Source organism: Devosia polycyclovorans, from assembly GCF_042181575.1.
In the GTDB taxonomy this organism is placed as follows: Bacteria; Pseudomonadota; Alphaproteobacteria; order Rhizobiales; family Devosiaceae; genus Devosia; species Devosia polycyclovorans.
Map to the genome: position 1 here is coordinate 2,261,077 of NZ_CP170082.1, position 21,895 is coordinate 2,282,971.

Below are 21,895 nucleotides of genomic sequence, written 5' to 3' on the forward strand. Positions count from 1 at the left end.
CCAAGTTTTTCCTTTGCGTCATGCTCGGTCCGGACCCAATGCGGTCCTATTGAACCAGACCATCGGCCCCCAACTGGGGTTGTCGCAACATTGTGCAGAACTCTCGTGTACGAATTTTCACGTGTTGCTCCAGTGACGACGACAGGGCGCCTGTCGTTTCGACACGGTGACGAGGTGAAAATGCCCTGCGCGCCAGAAGGCGATCGCACGTTCAAACGAACTTTCGATCTAGCGAACTGAACCGTCATTTAAGCGTCATCAAAGCTTCAAGTGAACGTCAAGCAAGCTCAATAGACGGGGCGGGCAGGTCGGCGCCCGAGGGCGGCAGGCCTGTGCGCCGGGCTTTTCGGATTGTTTCGTATGGTTTCGAACGTCCAGGCCGGTGCTCACACACATTACAGGTCTGGCTGGAGCCGGGCAGCCTTTGAGGGGCTGTGCCGGCCCATTGGGAGACAACCATGAAGACTTTCAACCGCGTGGGCCTTGCGGCTCTTTCGCTGATGCTTTCAACCTCCGTTGCTTTTGCGCAGACCGAGGTGACCTGGTGGCACGCCATGGGTGGCGAACTGGGTGAGAAGCTCGAAGAAATCGTGGCCGGCTACAATGCCAGCCAGTCCGACTATGTCGTGACCCCGGTCTACAAGGGCACCTATGCCGAGACCATGACTGCTGCCATCGCTGCCTTCCGCGCCGGCGAGCAGCCCGAAATCGTGCAGGTCTTTGAAGTGGGCACCGGTACCATGATGGCCGCCCAGGGCGCCGTTTACCCCGTCTATCAGCTTATGGCCGATATGGGCGCCGACTTCGACCCGAGCGCTTTTCTGCCGACCGTCGTGGGTTACTACACCGACACCGAAGGCAACATGCTTTCGATGCCGTTCAACTCCTCCACCCCGATCATGTACTACAACAAGGACGTGTTCGAAGCCGCTGGCCTCGATCCTGAAACGCCGCCCAAGACCTGGGAAGAACTCGAAGCCTTCTCGCGCCAGATCATGGAAGCGGGCGCTGCCGAGTGCGGCTTCACCTCGGGCTGGATCTCCTGGGCACAGCTGGAGAACTTTTCGGCATGGCACAACCAGCCGATCGGCACGCTCGAGAACGGCTTTGGTGGCCTGGATAGCGAATTCGTCGTCAATGGCCCGCTGCAGGTCAAGCACTGGGACAACCTCAAGACCTGGCAGGATGAGGGTGTGTTCTCCTATGGTGGCCCCGGTGGCGCTGCCGATGCTCCGGCAAAGTTCTACACCGGCGAATGCGCCATCTACATGAATTCCTCTGCCTCGCGTGCTGGCGTTCTGGCCAATGCCGAAGGCTTTGAAGTCGGCTTCGGCATGCTGCCGCATTATGAAGAAGTCGAGCCGCAGAACTCGATCATCGGCGGCGCGACCCTGTGGGTCCTGCAGGGTGCCGATGAAGCCCAGTACAAGGGCGTTGCCGACTTCTTCTCCTATCTCTCGTCGGCTGAAGTGCAAGCCGATTGGCACCAGTTCTCGGGCTATCTGCCGATCACCCAGGCTGCCTACGAGCTTAGCCAGGAACAGGGCTATTACGAAGCCAATCCGGGTTCGGACGTGGCCATCAAGCAGATGACCCTCAATGGCCCGACCGAAAACTCCAAGGGCCTGCGCTTCGGTAATTATGTCCAGATCCGTGACATCATCGACCAGGAATTCCAGGCTCTCCTGACTGGCGACAAGACCGCCCAGCAGGCGCTCGATGAGCTGGTCAGCCGTGGCAACCAGATGCTCCGCGACTTCCAGGCTGCCAATCAGTAAGGCTGACTGACACCATCGGGCGGTGGCGGCTGGTCTGCCCCGCCCATTCGTCTTTTCGAGGCAGCCTTATGCGCTGCTTCCGCGGATCGGGTCGATGGATACCAAACGCACAGTCTTTCCCTCGCAGGGCCTACCCTACCTCCTGGTGGCGCCGCAATTGATCATCACGATCATCTTCTTCATCTGGCCGGCCGGACAGGCCGTCAAATCCTCCTTTGAGCGGGAAGACCCCTTCGGTCTTTCGACCAGCTTTGTGGGGCTGCAGCACTATCTGCGCCTGTTCCACGAGCCGGCCTATCTGGCATCGGTAGGGCGTACGGCGCTGTTCGCGCTGGCGGTGACGCTCATCTCCATGGGGCTGGCGCTGGTGCTGGCCGTTGCGGTGAACCGGCTGATCCGGGCGGGAACGACCTATTCGACCATGCTGCTCTGGCCCTATGCGGTGTCTCCGGTGGTGGCTGGCATCTTGTGGTGGTTCATCTTCAATTCCTCCACCGGCATCCTGCCCTATATGCTGGAGTTCTTCGGGTTGCGCTGGGACCACCAGCTCAATGGCGCGCACGCGATGATCCTGATCATCATCGCGGCGAGCTGGAAGCAGATTTCCTACAATTTCCTGTTCTTTCTCGCGGGGCTGCAATCGGTGCCGCAATCGCTCAACGAGGCGGCGGCCATCGACGGGGCCGGGCCGTTCAAGCGATTCTGGACCATCGTCTTTCCACTGCTCTCGCCGACCACCTTCTTCCTGATGATCGTCAATCTCAACTACACCATGTTCGATACCTTCGGCGTGATCGACGCCACGACCGCCGGGGGACCGAACCAGGCCACCAATACGCTGGTCTACAAGGTCTATACCGACGGCTATATCGGGCTGAACCTTGGATCCAGCTCCGCTCAGTCCGTCATCCTCATGCTCTTTGTCATCGTGCTCACCGTGATCCAGTTCCGCTACGTGGAACGCCGGGTCCAGTATTAGGAGGCCGGGTCAATGGTCGAAAATCGTCCCTGGCTGACTTTCCTGACCCATTTCGTGCTGATTTGCGGCGTCGTGATCGTGGTGTTCCCGGTCTATATTGCGCTTATTGCCTCGACCCATGGGCCGACGGCCCTATCGTCGGGCATGATGCCACTGCTGCCCGGTGCGGAGTTGTGGAACAACGTCGTACAGGTGCTGACTGAGCAGCGCCGCGGCGTCGCGCCATTCTGGCTGATGGCCTGGAACTCTTTGTGGATGGCGATCATCATCACGGTGGGCAAGATCGCCATTTCCATCATCTCGGCCTATGCCATTGTGTATTTCCGCTTTCCCCTGCGGGTGCTGGCCTTCTGGATGATCTTCATCACTCTCATGCTGCCCGTTGAGGTGCGCATCATTCCGACTTTTGCGGTGGTCGCCAATCTTGGCATGCTCAACTCCTATCTCGGGTTGACCATTCCGCTGATCGCCTCGGCGACGGCGACGTTCCTGTTCCGCCAGTTCTTCATGACCATTCCGGATGAGTTGATGGAAGCCGCGCGCGTCGATGGCGCCGGACCAATCAAGTTCTTCCGCGATATCCTTCTGCCCCTGAGCCGCACCAATATCGCCGCGCTCTGCGTCATCCTCTTCATCTATGGTTGGATGCAGTATCTCTGGCCCCTCCTGGTGACCACGGATCCGAAATACTACACACTGATGATGGGCGTGAAACGCATGGCCGCGGTGTCCGACGCCGATCCGCAGTGGAACACCATCATGGCGGCCGTGGTCATGGCCATGCTGCCGCCGGTCCTGATTGTTATCTTCATGCAGCGCCTCTTCGTCAAAGGCCTGGTGGAAACGGAGAAATAAGAACAATGGCAAGCATCGATCTCAAAGGCGTCCGCAAGGTCTATCAGGGCAATGTCACCGCCATCCACGCACTGGATCTCTCCATCGCCGATGGGGAATTGGTGGTGCTGGTGGGGCCGTCGGGCTGTGGCAAGTCCACGCTGCTGCGCATGATTGCCGGGCTCGAAACGATTACCGATGGCACAATTTCCATCGGCGGCGATGTGGTGAACAAGAAAGAGCCCGCCGAGCGGGACATCGCCATGGTGTTCCAGAACTATGCGCTCTATCCGCATATGAGCGTTCGCCAAAACCTCGAATATGGCCTGAAAAACCGGGGCACGCCGCGCGACGAGATCGATCGCCGCGTCAATGAGGCGGCCCGGATCCTGGAAATCACGCCATTCCTGGATCGCAAGCCGCGCCAGCTTTCGGGTGGCCAGCGCCAGCGCGTGGCCATGGGCCGGGCGATTGTGCGCCAGCCCAAGGCGTTCCTGTTCGATGAACCGCTATCCAATCTCGATGCCAAGCTGCGTGGTCAGATGCGCATCGAAATCCGCCGTCTGCAGCGGAGCCTCAAGACCACCAGCGTTTACGTGACCCATGACCAGCTCGAAGCCATGACCCTGGCTGACCGGCTGGTGGTAATGAATGGCGGGCGCATCGAGCAGGTCGGCAAGCCGATCGAGCTTTACGACAAGCCAGCCAGCCTGTTCGTGGCCGGTTTCATCGGCTCGCCGCCGATGAACCTGCTGCCCATTGCGGCGCTGCAGGCGATTGCAGGCGGGACCATGCCCAGCCTGCCGACGGGCACGGATATAGTCGGCATTCGTCCCGACCAGGTGGTTGTCGGGTCCGGGGAGGGCGTTGCGCTTTCCGGCACGGTCGAGCTGATCGAACCGGTGGGTGGCGAAAGCCATCTCTATGTCCGCGTCGAGGGCCTCGATCAGAGTCTGATCCTGGTGCAGCAGGGCCGCGCCACTGTCGGGGAAGCCGACAAGGTCGACTTCGTGCTGCCGCTGGCAGCGCTGCATGGATTCAACAAGGAAAGCGGTCTGCGGGTGGACTGACTACTGGCGTCCAGCTCGGGACGTTTCTCAAGCCGCCCCTGGTAGCAGCCAGGGGCGGTTTCGTCTTTTTGGCGCTGCGCTAATCGACATATTTGCGCAGATTGTCCGGCGCGACATATTCCCAGGCATCATGCAGGCGCAAGGAGAGTTCCTCGTCATCGATCTTGTCGAGATGGACCAGAACCACGTTCTGTCCGATCTGCTGTTCGGTCTCGAAATAGACTTTTGGCGAGATGTCCATGAGCAGCACTTTCTGGTGCCGGGGGCAGGCCAGCGCGAGCACGGTTTCGTCGTGCAGCTCGGCCAGGGTCGAACCCGCGACCAGCAGGGCCGGGGAGGCGCCGCTTGATCGGGACACGCCGGGCAGGCCGCGTTGATCGACAAGCTGGACAATTCGGGCAAAGGCGCGTTCGAGGTCCTTGGCTTCGGTCATTCGCGCATCGTCTCCGCAATTGATGAAAAAGCCTTGCTTGCACTCTGGCGCATCCCAGGGTGATTGGCTACAGCTTTACTTGCCCCTGAAACCCCCAGAAACACAAAGGGCTCCCGATGAGCGAAGAATTTGATCCGGCGCCCGGTTTCGATACCGGGAATGATAGCAATGTGTTCCGCGATGCGGACGGCCGGATCAGTGCGCTCTGGCTCGAGCGGCTGCGCGCTTTCCTAGAGGCGGGCAGAAATGACGATGTCGCGCTGGTCATGGAGCCGCTGCATCATTCCGAGGTCGGCGACGTGCTCGAGCAGCTCGACGCCGGGGAGCGGCTGGCCCTGGTGTATGCCCTGGGCGACAAGTTCGACTTTTCCGCGCTCACCGAGGTCGACGAGAGCATTCGCCTCGAGATCATGGAGGCCCTGCCCAACGCCGCGATCGCCCGCGGCGTGGCCGAACTGGACAATGACGACGCGGTCTATCTGCTCGAAGATCTGGAACAGGTGGACCGGGACGAAATTCTCTCCGCCCTGCCGACTTTTGAGCGACTGTCCCTCAAGCGCAGCCTGGATTTCCCCGAGGAATCGGCCGGGCGGCGGATGCAGACCGATTTCATCGCCATTCCGCCGTTTTGGACGGTCGGACAAGTGATCGACTATCTGCGCAGCGAAAAGGACCTGCCGGACGAGTTCTACCAGCTCTATGTCGTTGATGCGTCCTATACCGTGCTGGGCACGCTGCCGCTGGACAAGTTCCTGCGCACGCCGCGCGCCACCAAGATCGACAGCATCATGAACACCAATTTCGTGCTGGTGAATGCTGAAGAAGACCAGGAAGAGGCGGCGCGCAGCTTTGAGCGCTACGATCTGGTCGAAGTCGGCGTGGTCGACGAAAGCGGTCGTTTGGTCGGCGTTCTGACCATCGACGATATCGTCGACGTGATCCAGGAAGAGGCGGAAGAAGATATTCGCCTGATGGCCGGCGTGGGCGATGAGGATGTGTCGGACACCACGTTCGATACGGTGAAAAGCCGCGTGCCCTGGCTTGTCGTCAACCTGGTCACGGCGGTGCTGGTGTCCCTCGTCATCGGGCTGTTCAACGCGACCATCGAACAGATGGTAGCGCTGGCGGTGCTGATGCCGATCGTTGCCTCAATGGGCGGCAATGCCGGAGCGCAGACCATGACGGTGACTGTGCGCGCCCTGGCCATGCGGGAACTGGATGGAGGGCGCCTGCGGCGCCTTATCCGCCGCGAAATGGTCGTCGGTGTGGTCAATGGCGTTATCTTCGCCATCCTGATCGGCATCGTGACGGCGCTGCGCTATGGCAATGTGCAACTGGGAGTCGTCATTGGCCTCGCCATGGTGATCAACATGACCGTGGCCGGAACCTTCGGAATTCTTATTCCGCTGGCTCTGGACAAGCTCAAGGCCGACCCGGCCATTGCCTCGGCTGTATTCGTCACGACGATTACCGATGTCATTGGTTTCTTTGCGTTTTTGGGAATCGCGGGGCTCTGGTTCGGTCTGTTCTGACACCGAAGTGTCATTTTCCACAGAGCCGGAGTGTTGCAGTTTGGTCGCTTGCTTCCCATCTGCGACACGGCTAACGATTCATTACCGACCCAACCCGGTCGGTGTGGACGACTGACAAGGAGCGATCTATGCGCAGTCAAACCAAGACCTCAGCCTGGCAGACGATGAGCTGGGCGCTGGTATGCCTCGTCTCTGTGGGGCTGGTTTTCTCCGTGGTTGCTAGCGTCTAGAAGGGACGTTGGAGTTATTCACTGGCAAAGAGTTTAGGGGAGGGCGCCCGGCCACTGGGCGCCCTTCTTCTTTGAAGGGCTTGGTGAGCCGCTCCCGTTGCTTGACTGCGGCGGGTTCGAACCGCAAAACGAAGCGCTGCTGTGCGTGAGGACATTCGATGAAGCTCTTGATCGGGAATCGCAATTATTCAACCTGGTCGCTGCGGCCCTGGCTGGTGCTGAAGCATTTCGAGATCCCGTTCGAGGATGAAGTGCTGCAATTGTCCGGGCCGGGCTGGCGGGAAAACCTGGCCGCGCGGTCTCCGACAGCCAAGGTGCCGGTGTTGCTCGACGGGGATCTGGTGGTGCCCGAGACCATCGCCATCATCGAGTATCTGGCCGACAGTTATCCGGACAAGGCGATCTGGCCGCGCGACCGCGCCGAACGCGCGCTGGCCCGCGCCGCAGCGGCTGAAATGCATGCTGGCTTCAGCGCCTTGCGCACTCACGCACCGATGAATTTGCGCGCTAGCCATCCCGGCAAGATTGCTCTTGATGCCGTGCGTCAGGATCTCCATCGCGTGGAAACGCTGTGGGGCGATCTGCTGGCGCGCTCGAAAGGCCCCTATCTGTTTGGGGAGTTCTCGGCGGCTGACGCCATGTTTGCGCCGCTGGCGACGCGATTGCGGACCTATGAACTGCCCGTGTCCGATGTGGCCCAATGCTATGTCGAGGCCATCTACGCGTTGCCGGCGTTCCAGGAGTGGCGGGCGCTGGCGCTCCAGGAGCCCTGGATCGTCGATGATGACGAAATCGACGTGATCCAGGGCCGGGTGGCGCCGGGGACGCTGGCATGATCCATATGGTCAAGCTCTGCGTTGGCGTGTCCAGCGTGGAGGAATTGGAGAGCTACCGGGAACAGCGGGCCCATTGGTGGGGCGCTGACTATGGCGAGGACGTGCATGTCCATCGCACCCGCATGATGCCCAAGCGCGGCGCCGAGATGGAGGGGCAGGGCTCGATCTACTGGGTGATGTCTGGCTCGATCTGCTGCCGGCAACAAATCCAGCGGTTGGCACAATACACCGATGCCGAGGGCAAGGATTATTGCGACATCATCATGTCGCCGGACATTATCCGCACCGTGCCTTATCCCAAACGCCCGTTCCAGGGCTGGCGCTATCTGCGCGTCGAAGACGCGCCGCCGGATCTGGAGGCGGGGGCGAACGAGAACTCGGCCGAGATAGCAGCCGAGCTAGCGCGGATGGGTTTGATTTAGGGTCGGGCGGGTGTCACCCACCCGGAAATCCCTCCCGTTGAGGGGAGGGGTACCCTTGCGGAGGCCTCACTCCGCCGCCTTGGTGACATAGTGCGGGCGGCGTTCCATGATCTCCTTGAGATACACCCCGGTATGCGAGCGTGGGTTTTCTGCCACGGCTTCCGGCGTGCCGACTGCCACGATCTCGCCGCCGCCATCGCCGCCTTCCGGGCCAAGGTCGATGATCCAATCCGCAGTCTTGATGACTTCGAGATTGTGCTCGATGACGACGACCGTATTGCCGCCCTCGACCAGCTCATGCAGCACTTCGAGCAGCTTGGCCACGTCGTGAAAATGAAGGCCCGTGGTCGGCTCATCCAGCATGTAGAGCGTACGGCCGGTGGCACGCTTGCTTAGCTCCTTGCTCAGCTTCACGCGCTGGGCCTCGCCGCCCGACAGGGTGGTGGCGGGCTGGCCGATCTTGACGTAGCCCAGGCCCACACGCTGCAGCGTGGCGAACTTGTCGCGAATGGTGGGGACCGCCGAGAAGAATTCAACGCCCTCATCGATTGTCATGTCGAGAATGTCGGAGATCGACTTGCCCTTGAACTGGACTTCCAGCGTTTCGCGATTATAGCGCTTGCCCTTGCAGACGTCGCAGGTGACGTAAACATCGGGCAGGAAGTGCATTTCGATCTTGAGCACGCCATCGCCCTGGCATTTCTCGCAGCGACCGCCCTTGACGTTGAAGCTGAAGCGGCCCGGGCCATAGCCGCGGGTCTTGGCTTCGGGGAGGCCCGCGAACCATTCGCGCAAAGGCGTGAAGGCGCCGGTATAGGTGGCCGGATTGGAACGCGGCGTGCGGCCGATGGGTGACTGGTCGATGTCGATGACCTTGTCGAGGAATTCGAGACCGGTGAGGCTCTCATGCGGCGCCGGCACGACGCGGGCGCCATTCAGGCGCCGGGCAATCGCCTGATACATGGTGTCGATCATCAAGGTCGACTTGCCGCCGCCAGAGACTCCGGTGATGGCCACGAACATACCGAGCGGCACGTCGACCGAGACATTCTTGAGGTTGTTGCCAGTGGCGCCCTTGATGGACAGCGCCTTGCCCTTGCGGCCTTCGCGGCGCTCGGCAGGCAGGGGTATGCCCATGCGGCCCGAGAGATATTTGCCGGTCAGGGAGTCCGGGTGGTTGAGAATGTCCTGCGGGCTGCCTTCGGCCACGATACGGCCCCCATTGACGCCGGCGCCGGGGCCGATATCAAGCACATAGTCGGCGGTGAGGATCGCGTCCTCGTCATGTTCGACGACAATGACAGTGTTACCCAGGTCGCGCAGGCGCTGCAGCGTTTCGAGCAGGCGGGAATTGTCGCGCTGATGCAGGCCGATGGAGGGCTCGTCGAGCACATAGAGCACGCCGGTCAGGCCCGAGCCGATCTGGCTGGCGAGGCGAATGCGCTGGCTCTCGCCGCCCGACAGGGTGCCGGAGTTGCGCGACATGGAGAGATATTCCAGACCCACATCGTTGAGGAACTTCAGGCGCTCGCGGATTTCCTTGAGAATGCGTTCGCCGATTTGGCTCTGCGTGGGGGACAGCTTGGCGGAGAGATCGTTGAACCACTGGCTGGCATTGCGAATGGACATCTCGCTGACCTTGCCGACATGCAGGCCGTCGATCTTGACCGCCAAAGCCTCAGGCTTGAGACGATAGCCATCGCAAGCCACGCAGGGCTTGGCCGACATGTATTTTTCGATCTCTTCGCGCATGCCGGCGCTCTCGGTTTCCCTGTAGCGGCGCTCAAGGTTGCCGATGACGCCCTCGAAGGGCTTGGTGGTCTTGTACTGCCGCAGGCCATCATCATAGACGAAATTGATCGCGGTCTTGTCCGTGCCATAGAGGACGGCGTGCTGGATGTCGAAAGGTAGCTCGTTCCAGGCGGTGCCTGTTGAGGCACCATAGTGCTTCACTACGGCTTGAAGCGTCTGCTGGTAATAGGGCGCACTGGTCTTGGACCAAGGCAGGATGGCGCCGTCGCGCAGCGACAGGGTGGGATCGGGGACGATCTGGTCGGGATCGATCTTCTGTTCGGTCCCCAGGCCATCGCAGACCGGGCAAGCGCCGAAGGGATTGTTGAACGAGAACAGGCGCGGCTCGATTTCGGCGATAGTGAAGCCGGATACGGGACAGGCGAATTTTTCCGAGAAGGTAATACGGCGCGGTTCGCCATTGTCGTCCTTCTCGTCGGCGAATTCGACCAGGGCAATGCCGTCGGCCAGCTTCAGTGCAGTCTCGAAACTTTCGGCCAGGCGGCCCATAATATCCTTTGATACAACAAGGCGATCGACGACGACTTCAATGTCGTGCTTGAACTTCTTGTCGAGCGCTGGTGCGTCCTCGATCTCGTGATATTCGCCATCGATCTTGACGCGCTGAAAGCCTTTGCGCATCAGATCGGCCAGTTCCTTCTTGAACTCGCCCTTGCGGCCGCGCGCAATGGGCGCCAGCAGATAGAGGCGTGTACCTTCGGGCAGTTCCAGCGTGCGGTCGACCATCTGGGAGACGGTCTGGCTCTCGATGGGGAGGCCAGTGGCCGGCGAATAGGGTACGCCCACGCGCGCATAGAGCAGACGCAGATAGTCGTAGATCTCGGTCACGGTACCGACCGTCGAGCGCGGATTGCGGCTGGTGGTCTTCTGTTCGATGGAAATGGCCGGCGAAAGGCCTTCGATGTGCTCGACATCGGGCTTTTGCATCATTTCCAGGAACTGGCGCGCATAGGCCGAGAGGCTCTCCACATAGCGCCGCTGCCCCTCGGCATAGATGGTATCGAAGGCCAGCGAGGATTTGCCCGAGCCGGAAAGGCCGGTCATCACGATCAAGCTGTCGCGCGGCAGTTTGACGTCAATGCCCTTCAGATTGTGCTCGCGGGCGCCGCGCACAATGATTTCGCGGTTGAGGCTGGGCTTTTCGGTCATGTCGGGTCCATAGCAAGTCGCGCCGGCGGCGGGAGGGGCGGCGAAGGCCAAGAAATAGGCCTTCGTGACGCCACCCGCAAGTCAACTCGGTCGCTCAAGATATTGTGAACGTAACCAGAACGAGCGGGATTCGGTCAAGGTGGAATAGAGCAGGCCACTGACACAGGCTGTCAGCAGGGCCAAAAGCTCTTGACTTCTCGCCGACTTAAGAGAACATAAGAAGAACATCGGCCGTGTAGACCGATCGAAGGCGGTTCCAGCGTTCTGTGCAGAACCGGAAATGCCACGTGTATGGCGTACAGAAAGGTCTATGGTGCGCGGCACACGGGTTGAAGCCGCGTTCCGGGCGGATGATTGACCCTGGAGAGAAAGCGTCCCGCGACCGGGCAGACCGGGACTGAATTGGAAGGATATGCGCCATGGCTGGCAGTGTGAACAAGGTCATTCTGGTAGGCAATCTGGGCAATGACCCGGAAGTGCGGAATCTGCCGAGTGGCGGCAAGGTGGTCAATCTGAGCGTGGCGACGTCAGAGCGCTGGCGGGATCGCACCAGCGGCGAGCAGCGCGAGAAAACCGAATGGCACCGCGTGGTGATCTTCTCGGAGGGCCTGGCGCGCGTCGCCGAGCAATATCTCAAGAAGGGCTCCAAGGTTTATCTCGAGGGGCAGTTGCAGACCCGCAAGTGGCAGGATCAGTCCGGCCAGGACAAGTATTCCACCGAGGTGGTGCTGCAGAACTTCAATTCGTCCATGGTGCTGCTCGACGGCCGCGGCGAAGGTTCAGGCGATAGCGGCGGCTATGGTGGTGGCGATGGCGGCTTCCGTGGCGTGCGCGATAATTCCGGCGGTGGTGGCGGCGGTCGCCGTCCCTCGGCCAATGCGCCGGCTTTCGAGCCCGGCGGCATGGATGATGATATCCCGTTCTGATCGGGATTACGGGGCGGCCACAGGCCGCCCTTTTCGTTGGCGCTATGCGGCCTGATAAAGGCGCCAGGTGCCGCGGCCGGCTGATTTGGCCTGATACAGGGCGGTGTCGGCGTTCCTATAGATTGCCTCCGCGTCCTGACCGGTATGGCGCGCCATGCCAATCGAAGCCCCAATGCGATGGGGCTGGCCGCCAAGCGTGAAGGGCTCGCAGAAGGCATCGACGATGCTGGCGCAGATGCTCTCCGGCTCGGCTCTGCGGCTCGTGATGATGGCGAACTCGTCACCGCCAATGCGTGCGACCAAACTGCCCGGCGGGCAGCAGGCCACCAGCCTGCGGCCGGCCTCGATCAGGCAGGCATCGCCCTGAGCATGACCCAGAGTGTCATTGATCCATTTGAAGCGATCCAGATCGACCAGGATCAGCGCGCCGACGGATGCGGTCTGATTGTCGCTCCCCAGATCGTCGAGCCGGGCCTGGAACAGGCTGCGATTGGCGAGGCCGGTCAGGGAGTCGGTTTCGGCCATGCGCCTGGTCTGGTCCGCGAGCAGCCTTTCCTCGGTGACGTCCTGTTTCATGCCGAATATGCGGTGGGCCCGGCCAGCCACTCCATCAACGGTGGCGGTAATGCGCATCCAGCGATGCTTGCCCTTTGCCGTGATGATTTCGGCATCGAAATTGAAATCACCCAGCGTTCTGATGGCGTGGGCGCGCAACGCCTGCATGCGGCGTCTGGAATGTGGGGCATACATCTGCAAGGCCTGCAGCCGGCTGACCGCGGATCCGCGCGGCAATTCAAAGAGATCATAAACGCCGTCGGACCAGGACAGCTCCTCGTCGGGCAGTGAACAGGACCAGATGCCGATACGGGCAGTGGCGGAAGCGCGTTCGATGAGATATCGACGATGCAATTCGGCGGCGCGGCGGCGGCCCATCGCGGCGTGACTGACCAGCTCGGTAACGCGTGCCAGCAGGAGATTGGCCTGGGCGTCCGGTCTTGCCTGCCGATCCCAGAGCAGCAGCCACGACAATTTGGCCGGGTCGATGCCTGGCACGGGCACGGCGAGCACGAAACAGGCTATAGGGTCGTCATTGAGAGCTGTGCGCCCCGCGGCACAGAGCAGGCCGTCGGCAATTCCGGTGGGCGGGGTTGCGCCATCAACTTCGAGCCAGCGCATTCCGGCCGTGACAAAACCCGCGCCCGCCATGCCGGTTAGTTGGCGCAGGCGCGGCAGAAACCCTTGGCCAGAAGACAGCTTGCCAAGCGGAGCGGTCAGTTGCTCCGCGCTGGGCCAATTGTCTGAAAGGGGCTGCACTAACATGGGCGAAACCCTAGCAGCCCCTCCTTAAAACATTGTTTTTCTGCAACGATTTGGCTTGCCGGGCAGGGGTGCGTGGCGGCGATTGCCTTGGAACAATGTTATCGATTGAACTAGCGTGAAAAGGGCACTTCGGCGCGCAGGCTGTCGCCGGATTCGACATAGACCACTTCAAAAACGACCTGGATGGCTTCGCCATTGAGTTGAATCTGGGCAGAGATATTGAGCTCCTTGCCCTCTTCGTCCTGGTCCCGCTCGCGTAGATTGAAAATGAGGCCGGAGCCGCGCTTCTGGCCCACGGCAATGCCGGTGAATGTCGCGTTGGAAGTCATGGCAGCTTCGAAGCGCCGGCTGGCATCGATATAGGCCATGGTGCCGGCGACCGACAGATTGGTTCCGGCCAGCGCACAGCGGCCACTATAGTTCACCTTGTCCTGATTGCCTTCGCTCAGCGACAGACGGCAGACCACGGATTCTTCGCTGGCGCCGTACAGCGTGCCGCGCCCGCGCCATTCGCCAATATAGGACTTGAGCAGGGCAATATCGGCGGGAGCTGCCAGGGCGGGTGCCATCCCAGGGGCCGCAGAAAACAGGAGTCCCGCCAGTGCAACTGCACGGGTCAGGGTTCCGAAACTGGTCATGTCGTTATGCCTCCAACAAGCAGAACAAGCCCCCGGCATGTCCTTACGGGCCAAGGATACCGATTGTCGGCCATTGGTGAGGCCGGTTCTCGCGAAAGTGATCTGCCTCCACGCGGTCCGGCCGGAATCACCCCGCCAATACTAGCTTTGGCGGCCGGTTTGCAGCAAGCGGCCGGTTCATGAGCTGCGGCCCGCACCGACGCGGGTATCGGTGTTGCCGGCGGGATCATCCGGCGTCGCGACGTGGTCCGCAGTCTGCACCCGGATCGAGGTGAGGTTTTCCAGCCAGCGCGATGCGGCCACCAGCAGTGAAGGTAGCATGAACAGGTCGCCGACCAGCGCAAGCGAAAGGGACAGCACGAACAGTGTCCCGAACAGCGCGACCTGCGGCAGCTCGGAGAAGGCAACGATGATGGTGCCGGCACACAGGATGACCGTGGTGGCCACAATGGCGCCGCCAATGCGCTGCAGCGTACGGCGCACGGAGTCGAGATGGCTGCGCTGTTCCTCACGGCGCCCGTGCATATAGTGCGAAAGCACATGGATCGTGTCATTGACGGCTATGCCAAACGCAATGGTCAGCGCCATGACAGTGGTCAATTGCAGGCCCGCGCCTGTAGCCCAGAGCCAGGCCTGCGTGCCCAGAATGGGGAACATGTTGGGTACCGCGGAAACCAGCGCCATGCGCACTGACCCGAAGGCGACGCCGATCAGCACCAGATTGAGCAGCACGCTCGCCGCCAGTGATATCTGCAGCGAACGAACGATATCGTCGGTGGCAAAGGTGGTGAGGATACGGAAGCCGCCAAGTTCGGCCTGGGGGATGCCGGCCTCGGCAATGCGCGTTTCGATGCGGGCCACCATGTCCTTGAGCGCCTGGCTCTCCAGGATGGTCGGCATGAAGCCGGTGACCAGCGCCTGGCTGCCGTCTTCGGTAATGAAGCGCTTGCGCATGAAGGGCCCCACGGCGTCGAACACCTCTTCACGGGTGAAACCGCTATCGGTGTAGTTGGTCAGGCTTGCCGCCGAGATGACCTTGTTTTCACCCAGCTCGGATTCGACAATCTCGTGGACGATACGGATGGTTTCGAAGTCTTCCGGTCCCACATTGGGGTTCATCTCGACCAGCGGTACGCGCACATAGAGCGGCGCGACGCCGCCCACGCCTTCATCGATGCTCTCGGCCGTGCTGAGGGCCGTCGAGTCCTTGGCCATGAAATCCTCAAACGAGAAACGCGGCTGGATCAGGAAGAACGGGATGATCAGCAGTATGGTCGCGATGACAGCCAGAACGCTGACAGGGCGGCCAAACTTGATTGCGAGGCCGAGTGCGGCGGGAATCGGTGCGTTGAGCGCGAAATTGGGTGCCTTGGGCAGCTTGAATCCAAGCCGCAGCGCCAGCTTGAGCAGCAGGGGCATGACCGTCATCAGGCAGACAAACATGATGGCGCTACCGGCGGCGCCAGCCAGTGCGAATTCCTGCACGCCCTGGCCCGGCGAGAAATAGAGCGAGGCAAAAGCAACCAGCGTGGTCAGGGTCGTCAGCGCCGTCGCCGGACCAACCAGTTTCAGCGTCGTATCGACGGCCTTGTTGGGCTCCATGCCGTCGCGCCAATAGGCCAGCCAGTTGAAGATGAAGAACATCGACTCGGCAAAGGCCATGACCAGCACCAGCGTGGTGACGATGATGGTGAGGAAGGAGAAGGAGCCGAACAGCAGCAGTACCGTGCCGATCGACCACATGACCGCAACGAACGGCGTGGCGGCGACGATGATGGCGCCCCAGAACGAGCGCAGGGCAAATAGCGCGATGAAGGCACCCAGGCCAAAGCCATAGACGGTGAACTTGATCTGATCGTCGACCGCCGCATTGAGCATTTCCGAGGTCCAGACCGGTGGGCCAGTCAGCTCGATGTCGAGGCCGCTATCGTCATACCAGGCAAGGGTTTCGCGCAGGCTGGCGATCATGGCCTTGGTGCCGTTTTCACGCACCAGCTCCTGGTTGGGGAACATGATGAGGACTACGCCGGTCAGATCCGGCGTGATCAGATTGCGCATCATGGGATCGTTCTGCTGCAGGTCCATGAGCGCCATGGCGACTTCGTCGGCATTGAGCATGCCTTCGGGCACGGCCGGGACCGACCCGCCGGTTCCGTTCGGCTTGCGCAGCGTGAAGGGCGACATGGTGCCCACGGCATATTCGTTGAGCTCGAGATCGAAGGCGAGGTTGCGGACCTCCTCGAGCACTTCGGGATCAACCAGATTGGGCGCGTTGACCAGAACGTAGATATCGTTCTCGAAGGTGCCGAAGGTCTTGGAGAGATTGTCGTAGGCGTCGTAGTAGTGCCCGGAATGGGCATAGACGCGCAGTAGGTCGCCATCGACATTGGCGCGCGGGATCTGCCAGAAGCAGAGAACCGAGAACAGCAGCACGATCACCGACATGATGCGCGGATAGCGCAGGGTCGCGACGCCCAGATACTCGAAACCAAAACCGATCGACCGCCTGGTGGTGAACCAGTCGACAAGACGAGACGCGACAGAACCCGAAGACACCAGAACCCGACTCCCCCATGGGCGGCAATTGTTCGTAAATTTCTACGGGTTTGTGTCTAGTGCGTCCAGCTTGGGCCGGATGCAAACTGATTGGGCGGTAAATGCCGGGTCAGGAGCGCATCGGACCCGGCGCTGTTTCAGGCGGCCTGAGAAGCCCGGCTTGGCGACACCGAACCGGCCCTGGGGGCGGCGGCTTGGTTATCGTGTCGAACGCGATTGCACCGCGGCGCGCTTGATCCAGAATCGAGCGCTGATCTCTCCACAGCTCAAAGCGGGCGAAAATTGGCAATCGGCGCCGGAATCGCCTATCTATCAGGCAACAAGAACCAACGTAGAATCACCCCGTGACAGATACGCCTGATGATGTGAGCGGTGGACCTTCGTCTTCCGACATCGCCCCGATCTTCATTACCGACGAAATGCGCAAGAGCTACCTCGATTACGCCATGAGCGTGATCGTGAGCCGTGCGCTGCCTGACGTGCGGGACGGGTTGAAGCCGGTGCACCGGCGCATCCTGTTCTCGATGAGCGAGAATGGCTACGAATACAACAAGCCCTATCGTAAATCGGCGCGTGTGGTCGGCGACGTTATCGGTAAATACCATCCGCATGGTGACAGCGCCGTTTATATGGCGTTGGTGCGCATGGCCCAGCAATTCTCCATGGGCGAGATGCTGGTCGAGGGCCAGGGCAATTTCGGCTCGGTGGACGGCGATATGCCGGCCGCCATGCGTTACACCGAAGTCAGGATGCAGCGGATTACCAATTCGCTGCTGGATGACCTCGACAAGGATACAGTCGATTTTCGCGACAACTATGACGGCTCCGAACATGAGCCGACAGTCTTGCCGGCGCGGTTCCCCAACATGCTGGTCAATGGTGGTGGCGGCATCGCCGTGGGCATGGCCACCAATATTCCGACCCATAATCTGACCGAGACAATCAACGCCGCATTGGCGGTGCTGGACAACCCGTTCGCGACGACCGAGGAACTGCTCGAGCACCTGCCTGGGCCGGATTTCCCGACGGGCGGTATCATCCTGGGGCGCTCCGGCATCCGCCAGGCCTATGAGACGGGCCGCGGCTCGATCGTGGTGCGCGGGCGCTCCACCATCGAGGAAGTGCGCAAGGAACGCGAGGCCATCGTCATCACCGAGATCCCGTATCAGGTGAACAAGGCGTCGATGGTCGAGAAGATCGCCGAGCTGGTGCGTGACAAGCGGATCGAAGGCATTGCCGATCTCCGCGACGAATCCAGCCGCGAAGGCATGCGCGTCGTCATCGAGGTCAAGCGTGATGCGCTGCCCGATGTGGTGCTGAACCAGCTCTATCGATTCACGCCGCTGCAGTCCTCGTTTGGCTGCAATTTCGTGGCGCTCAATGGCGGCAAGCCGGAGTTGATGAATCTCAAGCAGATTCTGGATGCCTTCATTGCCTTCCGTGAGGAAGTGGTTACGCGTCGGGCGCGCTTCCTGCTCAACAAGGCGCGCGATCGCGCCCATGTGCTGGTCGGTCTGGCCGTTGCCGTGGCCAACATCGACGAAGTCATTGCGCTGATCCGTACGGCGCCCGATCCGGCGACAGCGCGCGAGCAGTTGATGACCCGCCGCTGGCCGGCAGACGATGTGGCGCCGCTGATCAAGCTGATCGACGATCCGCGCCACCGCATAAACGAAGATGGCACTTTCAACCTCTCCGAAGAGCAGGCGCGGGCCATTCTCGAACTGCGTCTGGCGCGCCTGACGGCGCTGGGCCGGGATGAAATCGGCGAAGAACTCAATGGCCTTGGCGCCGAGATCGAAGACTATCTCGATATCCTGCGCAGCCGCGAACGTGTGCGCACGATCATCCGCGAGGAGCTCGAAGCGATCCGCGAGCAGTTTGGCTCGCCCCGGCGCACCGAGATCTCCGATCACGCCGCCGATTTCGACGATGAGGACCTCATTGCCCGCGAGGACATGGTGGTGACCGTCAGCCATGGCGGCTACATCAAGCGCGTGCCGCTCTCGACTTATCGGGCACAGAATCGCGGCGGCAAGGGCCGTTCCGGCATGGCGACGCGCGACGAGGATTTCGTGGCGCGGCTGTTCGTGGCCAATACGCATACGCCGGTGCTGTTCTTCACCAGCCGCGGCATCGCCTACAAGCTTAAGGTCTGGCGCCTGCCGCTGGCGGCCGCCAATGCCCGGGGCAAGGCGCTGATCAATATCCTGCCGCTCGAGCAGGGCGAGCGGATCACCTCGATCATGCCATTGCCGGAGGACGAAACCTCCTGGGGCAATCTCGACATCATGTTCGCCACGACGCGCGGCACGGTCCGCCGCAATTCGCTGGCCGACTTCGTCGAGGTGCGTCAGAACGGCAAGATCGCCATGAAGCTCGATGAGGGCGATGCGATCGTGGGCGTGGACACCTGCACGGTGAACACCGACGTGCTGATGACCACGGCGCTGGGCCAGGCCATCCGCTTCCGGGCCGATGATGTGCGCCTGTTCAAGGGCCGCGACTCCATGGGCGTGCGCGGCATCCAGCTTGCCGAGGGCGACACGGTCATCTCCATGGCCATCATCAACCACTCGGACGCAACATCGGAACAGCGTGCCGCCTATCTTAAGATGAGCCGCGCGGTGCGTGGCGAAGCCGAGGGCGAGGATGCTGGTTCGGACGAAGCCGATGTGGTGGCTGGCGAATTGAGCCCCGAGCTCTACGCCCAAATGAGCGCCAGCGAGCAGTTCATCCTGACCATTTCCGAAAATGGCTATGGCAAGCGCACCTCGAGCCACGAATACCGGATTACCGGTCGCGGGGGTAAGGGCATCGTCGCCATGGCGGTCAACAAGCGCAACGGCAAGCTGGTCGCCTCCTTCCCCGTGGAGGACGAAGACCAGATCATGCTGATCAGCGATGGCGGGCAGACCATTCGCCTGCCGGTGGGTGGCGACAAGCCGATCCGCATCGTGGGCCGGTCCAGCCAGGGGGTCATCGTGTTCGATACCGCCGAGGACGAGAAGGTCGTTTCGGTAGAACGCATCAGCGAGCCGGAAGCGGAGGAGGGTGAGGAGCCGCCTGAAGCTTCAGCGGATGGGACGCCAGAGACGCCGCCCACTGATGGCGAGGGTGAGGGTGAAAGCCCGAGCGAGCCGAACGGCGAATGAGATTAAAGGGGCGCTGCGGCGCCCCTTGTTTTTTCCCGCAGGCGGTGGCTTGCTCCTGACATGTAGGAGACCGCCATGATCGATCCCGCCCTGCTTATCCCCTATTTAGGCGCCTGTTTCCTTCTGGCCGTGGTGCCGGGACCGACGGTGACGGTGATCGTCGCCAATTCATTGGCGCGGGGCACTGGGGCAGGGCTGGCCATTGTGGCTGGGACCCAGGCGGGTGTGCTGGTCATGACGGTGATTGTCGCGCTGGGCATGCAGGCGCTGGTGGCCTTCATGGGCGCGGCCTTTGACTGGATCAAGCTGGTCGGGGCCGCCTACCTCATCTGGCTGGGCTACAAGATGCTGCGCAGCGATGGGGACCTCGGGACTGTGCGGGCGGAACGCGGCAAGTCCAACCGGCGCATTGCGCTTGAGGGATTTTTCGTCGTTCTCTCGAATCCGAAAATGCTGATTTTCCTCGGGGCATTTCTGCCTCATTTCGTCGATGTGACCCAGCCGACATTTCCGCAGGTGATGGTGTTGGGACTTGTCTTCATGTTCGTCGCCGGGGCGACGGATGCTGTCTATGCACTGGTGGCGGGGCGCGCACGGCTCCTGCTGAGCGCAGCGCGTGTGCGTGTGCTGTCTCGACTTTCCGGCGTCATTCTGATGGCGGGTGGTGTCTGGCTGGCGCTGCAGAAGCGCGCCTGATGGACCAGAAGGTCGAGCCTCCCAGCTATCGCGCGCTGCTGCGCCTGCCCTTGCCGCGGCGTTTGGCGCTGGCCAGCGTGCCAGCGGATTTCTCCGATTGGCTGGACTATGCAGCCGTCATAGCGCTGGTGGTTTTTGCTTGGGGCGAGGGGCCCCTCGCGTTGGCTTTGCTCGCGCTGGCCCTGAGCCTTCCATACGTCATCGTAGGTCCGTTCATCGCTGTGGTGGTTGATCGTGTGCCAATCCGGACCGTCCTCGTTGTCAGCAATTTGGGCCGCGGGCTGGCGACGCTCGCCTTTGCCTTCACCGGGCAGACCTATGTGCTGCTGGCATTGGTCTTTCTTCGCGGCAGTATCGACTCAGCATTCACCCCGGCACGGCAAGCGGCGATCCAGGCCACAACGCCGGTTGATCTGCGCGGCCATGCGAATGGCCTCCATCAGGCAATCAACCAGACATCCAAGATCGCCGGGCCAGCAATTGGGGGCTTGCTGCTCGCCATTTGGCAGCCACAGCAGGTGTTCTTGTTCAATGCGGGGCTTTCCGTCATCGCAACGCTCCTCGTGCTGACCCTAAATCTCCCGCCCCGCGTTCCTGCCGATGAGCCGCGTGAGTCGTTCTTCACCGAATCCCTCAAGGGTATTGCCGAGTTCAGGCGGAGCAAGCGGTTGCTGATCGCACTGATCTTCTCGTCATGCGCCTATTTCGCCTTCTTCCTCTATGATGCGTTGATTGCCCTTCTCGCGGAGGGATTTGGCTTTGACGCGACGATCTTTGGCTTTTCCATTGCCGCTTCTGGCTTTGGTGGCCTGTTCGGCGCCCTTGTCGCCGGCCGGGCAGCGGCGCAACACCCCATTCTGTCCATGTCACTGGCGGCGATGCTGTCGGGCACGACAACGATCTTGCTGGCCACGACCGCCATACTCGGCTGGCCGGTGCAGGTGGCGGCCTTCTTGCTGGTTCTGTGCTTCATGGGCGGTGCAACCGCTTTCATGCTTGTGCCCTACCGTACGATTGTCCAGCAAGAGGCACCGCCAGACCGCATCGCACGTGTGTTTGCGGCTGGTGAGGCGGTGATTGTTGGCTCGATGCTGTCGGCGCCGCTGATCGGCAGCGCTATTGCCAGCCAGTGGGGAACGCCGGTGGCCTTCGTGGTAGGTGGTGTTGCGCTGGTCAGCCTGGGCGTCGTCACTCTTGCTGCGCGGGGCCGAACCTGACGATTGATCCCGACTATTCTCAACTGTGCAACTAGAGTTTGGCAGCGGAAGTCAAAGTTATCCACGTCTGCAAAACCTCCCCCATAATCTTGCCATCACTCCCGCAGCGGACGGACTGCAGCGAACTTTCGCGGGAGGGGCCGGTGAGACTGGGTCGCTCCAGGGCTCGCCTGCAATTTGGGTCGCCTTGCGACGAGCGATCAATAGGGACCCAGAATGCAGGAGAAACCCGGCGTTCCGAGGCGGCGACGTCTCTATTACTTAGTTTTACCGAGACGCACGTGCCTCGGAACACGTCCACCGCAACCGGAA

Annotated in this window: 16 protein-coding genes; 11 read left to right on the forward strand and 5 right to left on the reverse strand. The window is 61.3% G+C overall.

Annotated elements, in window-relative coordinates:
• The first annotated feature begins 458 nt into the window (after positions 1-458).
• The 4 genes from ugpB to ACE4RL_RS11390 all read left to right on the forward strand — a co-directional run bounded on the left by ugpB (position 459) and on the right by ACE4RL_RS11390 (position 4,661).
• Entirely contained in the window at positions 459-1,778 is a 1,320-nt protein-coding gene (gene ugpB, locus ACE4RL_RS11375) for a sn-glycerol-3-phosphate ABC transporter substrate-binding protein UgpB (protein WP_375597250.1), read from the forward strand.
• A gap of 94 nt (positions 1,779-1,872) precedes the next feature.
• Positions 1,873-2,757 (forward strand): sn-glycerol-3-phosphate ABC transporter permease UgpA, encoded by an 885-nt coding sequence (ugpA, locus tag ACE4RL_RS11380; protein WP_375597251.1) that lies wholly within the window; start codon positions 1,873-1,875, stop codon positions 2,755-2,757.
• A gap of 12 nt (positions 2,758-2,769) precedes the next feature.
• Positions 2,770-3,612: a sn-glycerol-3-phosphate ABC transporter permease UgpE gene (ugpE, locus tag ACE4RL_RS11385; protein WP_375597252.1), complete on the forward strand. Its 843-nt coding sequence runs from the start codon at positions 2,770-2,772 to the stop codon at positions 3,610-3,612.
• Between the two features lie 5 nt (positions 3,613-3,617).
• Complete coding sequence (locus ACE4RL_RS11390; protein ID WP_375597253.1) at positions 3,618-4,661, forward strand: sn-glycerol-3-phosphate import ATP-binding protein UgpC; 1,044 nt, start codon at positions 3,618-3,620, stop codon at positions 4,659-4,661.
• 79 nt (positions 4,662-4,740) lie between these two features.
• On the opposite strand, the gene ACE4RL_RS11395 is transcribed toward ACE4RL_RS11390, so the two are convergent.
• Positions 4,741-5,094: a hypothetical protein gene (locus tag ACE4RL_RS11395; RefSeq protein ID WP_375597254.1), complete on the reverse strand. Its 354-nt coding sequence runs from the start codon at positions 5,092-5,094 to the stop codon at positions 4,741-4,743.
• A gap of 116 nt (positions 5,095-5,210) precedes the next feature.
• Between ACE4RL_RS11395 and mgtE the strand changes: the two genes are divergently transcribed.
• From mgtE to ACE4RL_RS11410, 3 genes are all read left to right on the forward strand, one after another.
• Positions 5,211-6,626: a magnesium transporter gene (gene mgtE / locus ACE4RL_RS11400; RefSeq protein ID WP_375597255.1), complete on the forward strand. Its 1,416-nt coding sequence runs from the start codon at positions 5,211-5,213 to the stop codon at positions 6,624-6,626.
• 388 nt (positions 6,627-7,014) lie between these two features.
• Positions 7,015-7,692 carry a glutathione S-transferase family protein gene (locus tag ACE4RL_RS11405; RefSeq protein ID WP_375597256.1) on the forward strand — a complete coding sequence of 226 codons (678 nt, stop codon included), beginning with the start codon at positions 7,015-7,017 and terminating at the stop codon, positions 7,690-7,692.
• A complete protein-coding gene (locus ACE4RL_RS11410) occupies positions 7,689-8,114 on the forward strand; it encodes a DUF1489 family protein (RefSeq protein WP_375597257.1) in 426 nt (141 codons plus the stop codon). Before ACE4RL_RS11405 ends, ACE4RL_RS11410 begins: the two co-directional genes overlap by 4 nt.
• Before the next feature lie 66 nt (positions 8,115-8,180).
• On the opposite strand, the gene uvrA is transcribed toward ACE4RL_RS11410, so the two are convergent.
• Positions 8,181-11,075 carry an excinuclease ABC subunit UvrA gene (uvrA, locus tag ACE4RL_RS11415; RefSeq protein WP_375597258.1) on the reverse strand — a complete coding sequence of 965 codons (2,895 nt, stop codon included), beginning with the start codon at positions 11,073-11,075 and terminating at the stop codon, positions 8,181-8,183.
• 419 nt (positions 11,076-11,494) lie between these two features.
• Here uvrA and ssb point away from each other — a divergent pair, with 419 nt between their 5' ends.
• Positions 11,495-12,001: a single-stranded DNA-binding protein gene (gene ssb, locus ACE4RL_RS11420; protein ID WP_375597259.1), complete on the forward strand. Its 507-nt coding sequence runs from the start codon at positions 11,495-11,497 to the stop codon at positions 11,999-12,001.
• Positions 12,002-12,043: 42 nt separating this feature from the next.
• Here the strand turns inward: ssb and ACE4RL_RS11425 are convergent, their stop codons facing one another.
• The 3 genes from ACE4RL_RS11425 to ACE4RL_RS11435 all read right to left on the reverse strand — a co-directional run bounded on the left by ACE4RL_RS11425 (position 12,044) and on the right by ACE4RL_RS11435 (position 16,515).
• Positions 12,044-13,321, reverse strand: a complete 1,278-nt coding sequence (locus ACE4RL_RS11425; RefSeq protein WP_375597260.1) for a diguanylate cyclase domain-containing protein — start codon at positions 13,319-13,321, stop codon at positions 12,044-12,046.
• Positions 13,322-13,431: 110 nt separating this feature from the next.
• Entirely contained in the window at positions 13,432-13,959 is a 528-nt protein-coding gene (locus tag ACE4RL_RS11430) for a hypothetical protein (RefSeq protein ID WP_375597261.1), read from the reverse strand.
• A 177-nt stretch (positions 13,960-14,136) separates the two neighbouring features.
• Positions 14,137-16,515 (reverse strand): RND family transporter, encoded by a 2,379-nt coding sequence (locus tag ACE4RL_RS11435; RefSeq protein WP_375597262.1) that lies wholly within the window; start codon positions 16,513-16,515, stop codon positions 14,137-14,139.
• Between the two features lie 344 nt (positions 16,516-16,859).
• Between ACE4RL_RS11435 and gyrA the strand changes: the two genes are divergently transcribed.
• The 3 genes from gyrA to ACE4RL_RS11450 all read left to right on the forward strand — a co-directional run bounded on the left by gyrA (position 16,860) and on the right by ACE4RL_RS11450 (position 21,583).
• Positions 16,860-19,670 (forward strand): DNA gyrase subunit A, encoded by a 2,811-nt coding sequence (gene gyrA / locus ACE4RL_RS11440; RefSeq protein ID WP_375597263.1) that lies wholly within the window; start codon positions 16,860-16,862, stop codon positions 19,668-19,670.
• Positions 19,671-19,745: 75 nt separating this feature from the next.
• A complete protein-coding gene (locus ACE4RL_RS11445; RefSeq protein WP_375597264.1) occupies positions 19,746-20,366 on the forward strand; it encodes a LysE family translocator in 621 nt (206 codons plus the stop codon).
• Complete coding sequence (locus ACE4RL_RS11450; protein WP_375597265.1) at positions 20,366-21,583, forward strand: MFS transporter; 1,218 nt, start codon at positions 20,366-20,368, stop codon at positions 21,581-21,583. The genes ACE4RL_RS11445 and ACE4RL_RS11450 overlap by 1 nt, the downstream gene beginning before the upstream one ends.
• Positions 21,584-21,895 lie beyond the last annotated feature (312 nt).

What these genes read in the sequence shown, in the direction of transcription:
- ACE4RL_RS11410 (WP_375597257.1), top strand. Translation starts at nt 7,689, where the DNA reads ATGATCCATATGGTCAAGCTCTGCGTTGGCGTGTCCAGCGTGGAGGAA.
- ACE4RL_RS11430 (WP_375597261.1), bottom strand. Translation starts at nt 13,959, where the DNA reads ATGACCAGTTTCGGAACCCTGACCCGTGCAGTTGCACTGGCGGGACTC.
- mgtE (WP_375597255.1), top strand. Translation starts at nt 5,211, where the DNA reads ATGAGCGAAGAATTTGATCCGGCGCCCGGTTTCGATACCGGGAATGAT.
- ssb (WP_375597259.1), top strand. Translation starts at nt 11,495, where the DNA reads ATGGCTGGCAGTGTGAACAAGGTCATTCTGGTAGGCAATCTGGGCAAT.
- ACE4RL_RS11390 (WP_375597253.1), top strand. Translation starts at nt 3,618, where the DNA reads ATGGCAAGCATCGATCTCAAAGGCGTCCGCAAGGTCTATCAGGGCAAT.
- ugpB (WP_375597250.1), top strand. Translation starts at nt 459, where the DNA reads ATGAAGACTTTCAACCGCGTGGGCCTTGCGGCTCTTTCGCTGATGCTT.
- ACE4RL_RS11405 (WP_375597256.1), top strand. Translation starts at nt 7,015, where the DNA reads ATGAAGCTCTTGATCGGGAATCGCAATTATTCAACCTGGTCGCTGCGG.
- uvrA (WP_375597258.1), bottom strand. Translation starts at nt 11,075, where the DNA reads ATGACCGAAAAGCCCAGCCTCAACCGCGAAATCATTGTGCGCGGCGCC.
- ugpE (WP_375597252.1), top strand. Translation starts at nt 2,770, where the DNA reads ATGGTCGAAAATCGTCCCTGGCTGACTTTCCTGACCCATTTCGTGCTG.
- ugpA (WP_375597251.1), top strand. Translation starts at nt 1,873, where the DNA reads ATGGATACCAAACGCACAGTCTTTCCCTCGCAGGGCCTACCCTACCTC.
- ACE4RL_RS11425 (WP_375597260.1), bottom strand. Translation starts at nt 13,321, where the DNA reads ATGTTAGTGCAGCCCCTTTCAGACAATTGGCCCAGCGCGGAGCAACTG.
- ACE4RL_RS11445 (WP_375597264.1), top strand. Translation starts at nt 19,746, where the DNA reads ATGATCGATCCCGCCCTGCTTATCCCCTATTTAGGCGCCTGTTTCCTT.
- ACE4RL_RS11450 (WP_375597265.1), top strand. Translation starts at nt 20,366, where the DNA reads ATGGACCAGAAGGTCGAGCCTCCCAGCTATCGCGCGCTGCTGCGCCTG.
- ACE4RL_RS11395 (WP_375597254.1), bottom strand. Translation starts at nt 5,094, where the DNA reads ATGACCGAAGCCAAGGACCTCGAACGCGCCTTTGCCCGAATTGTCCAG.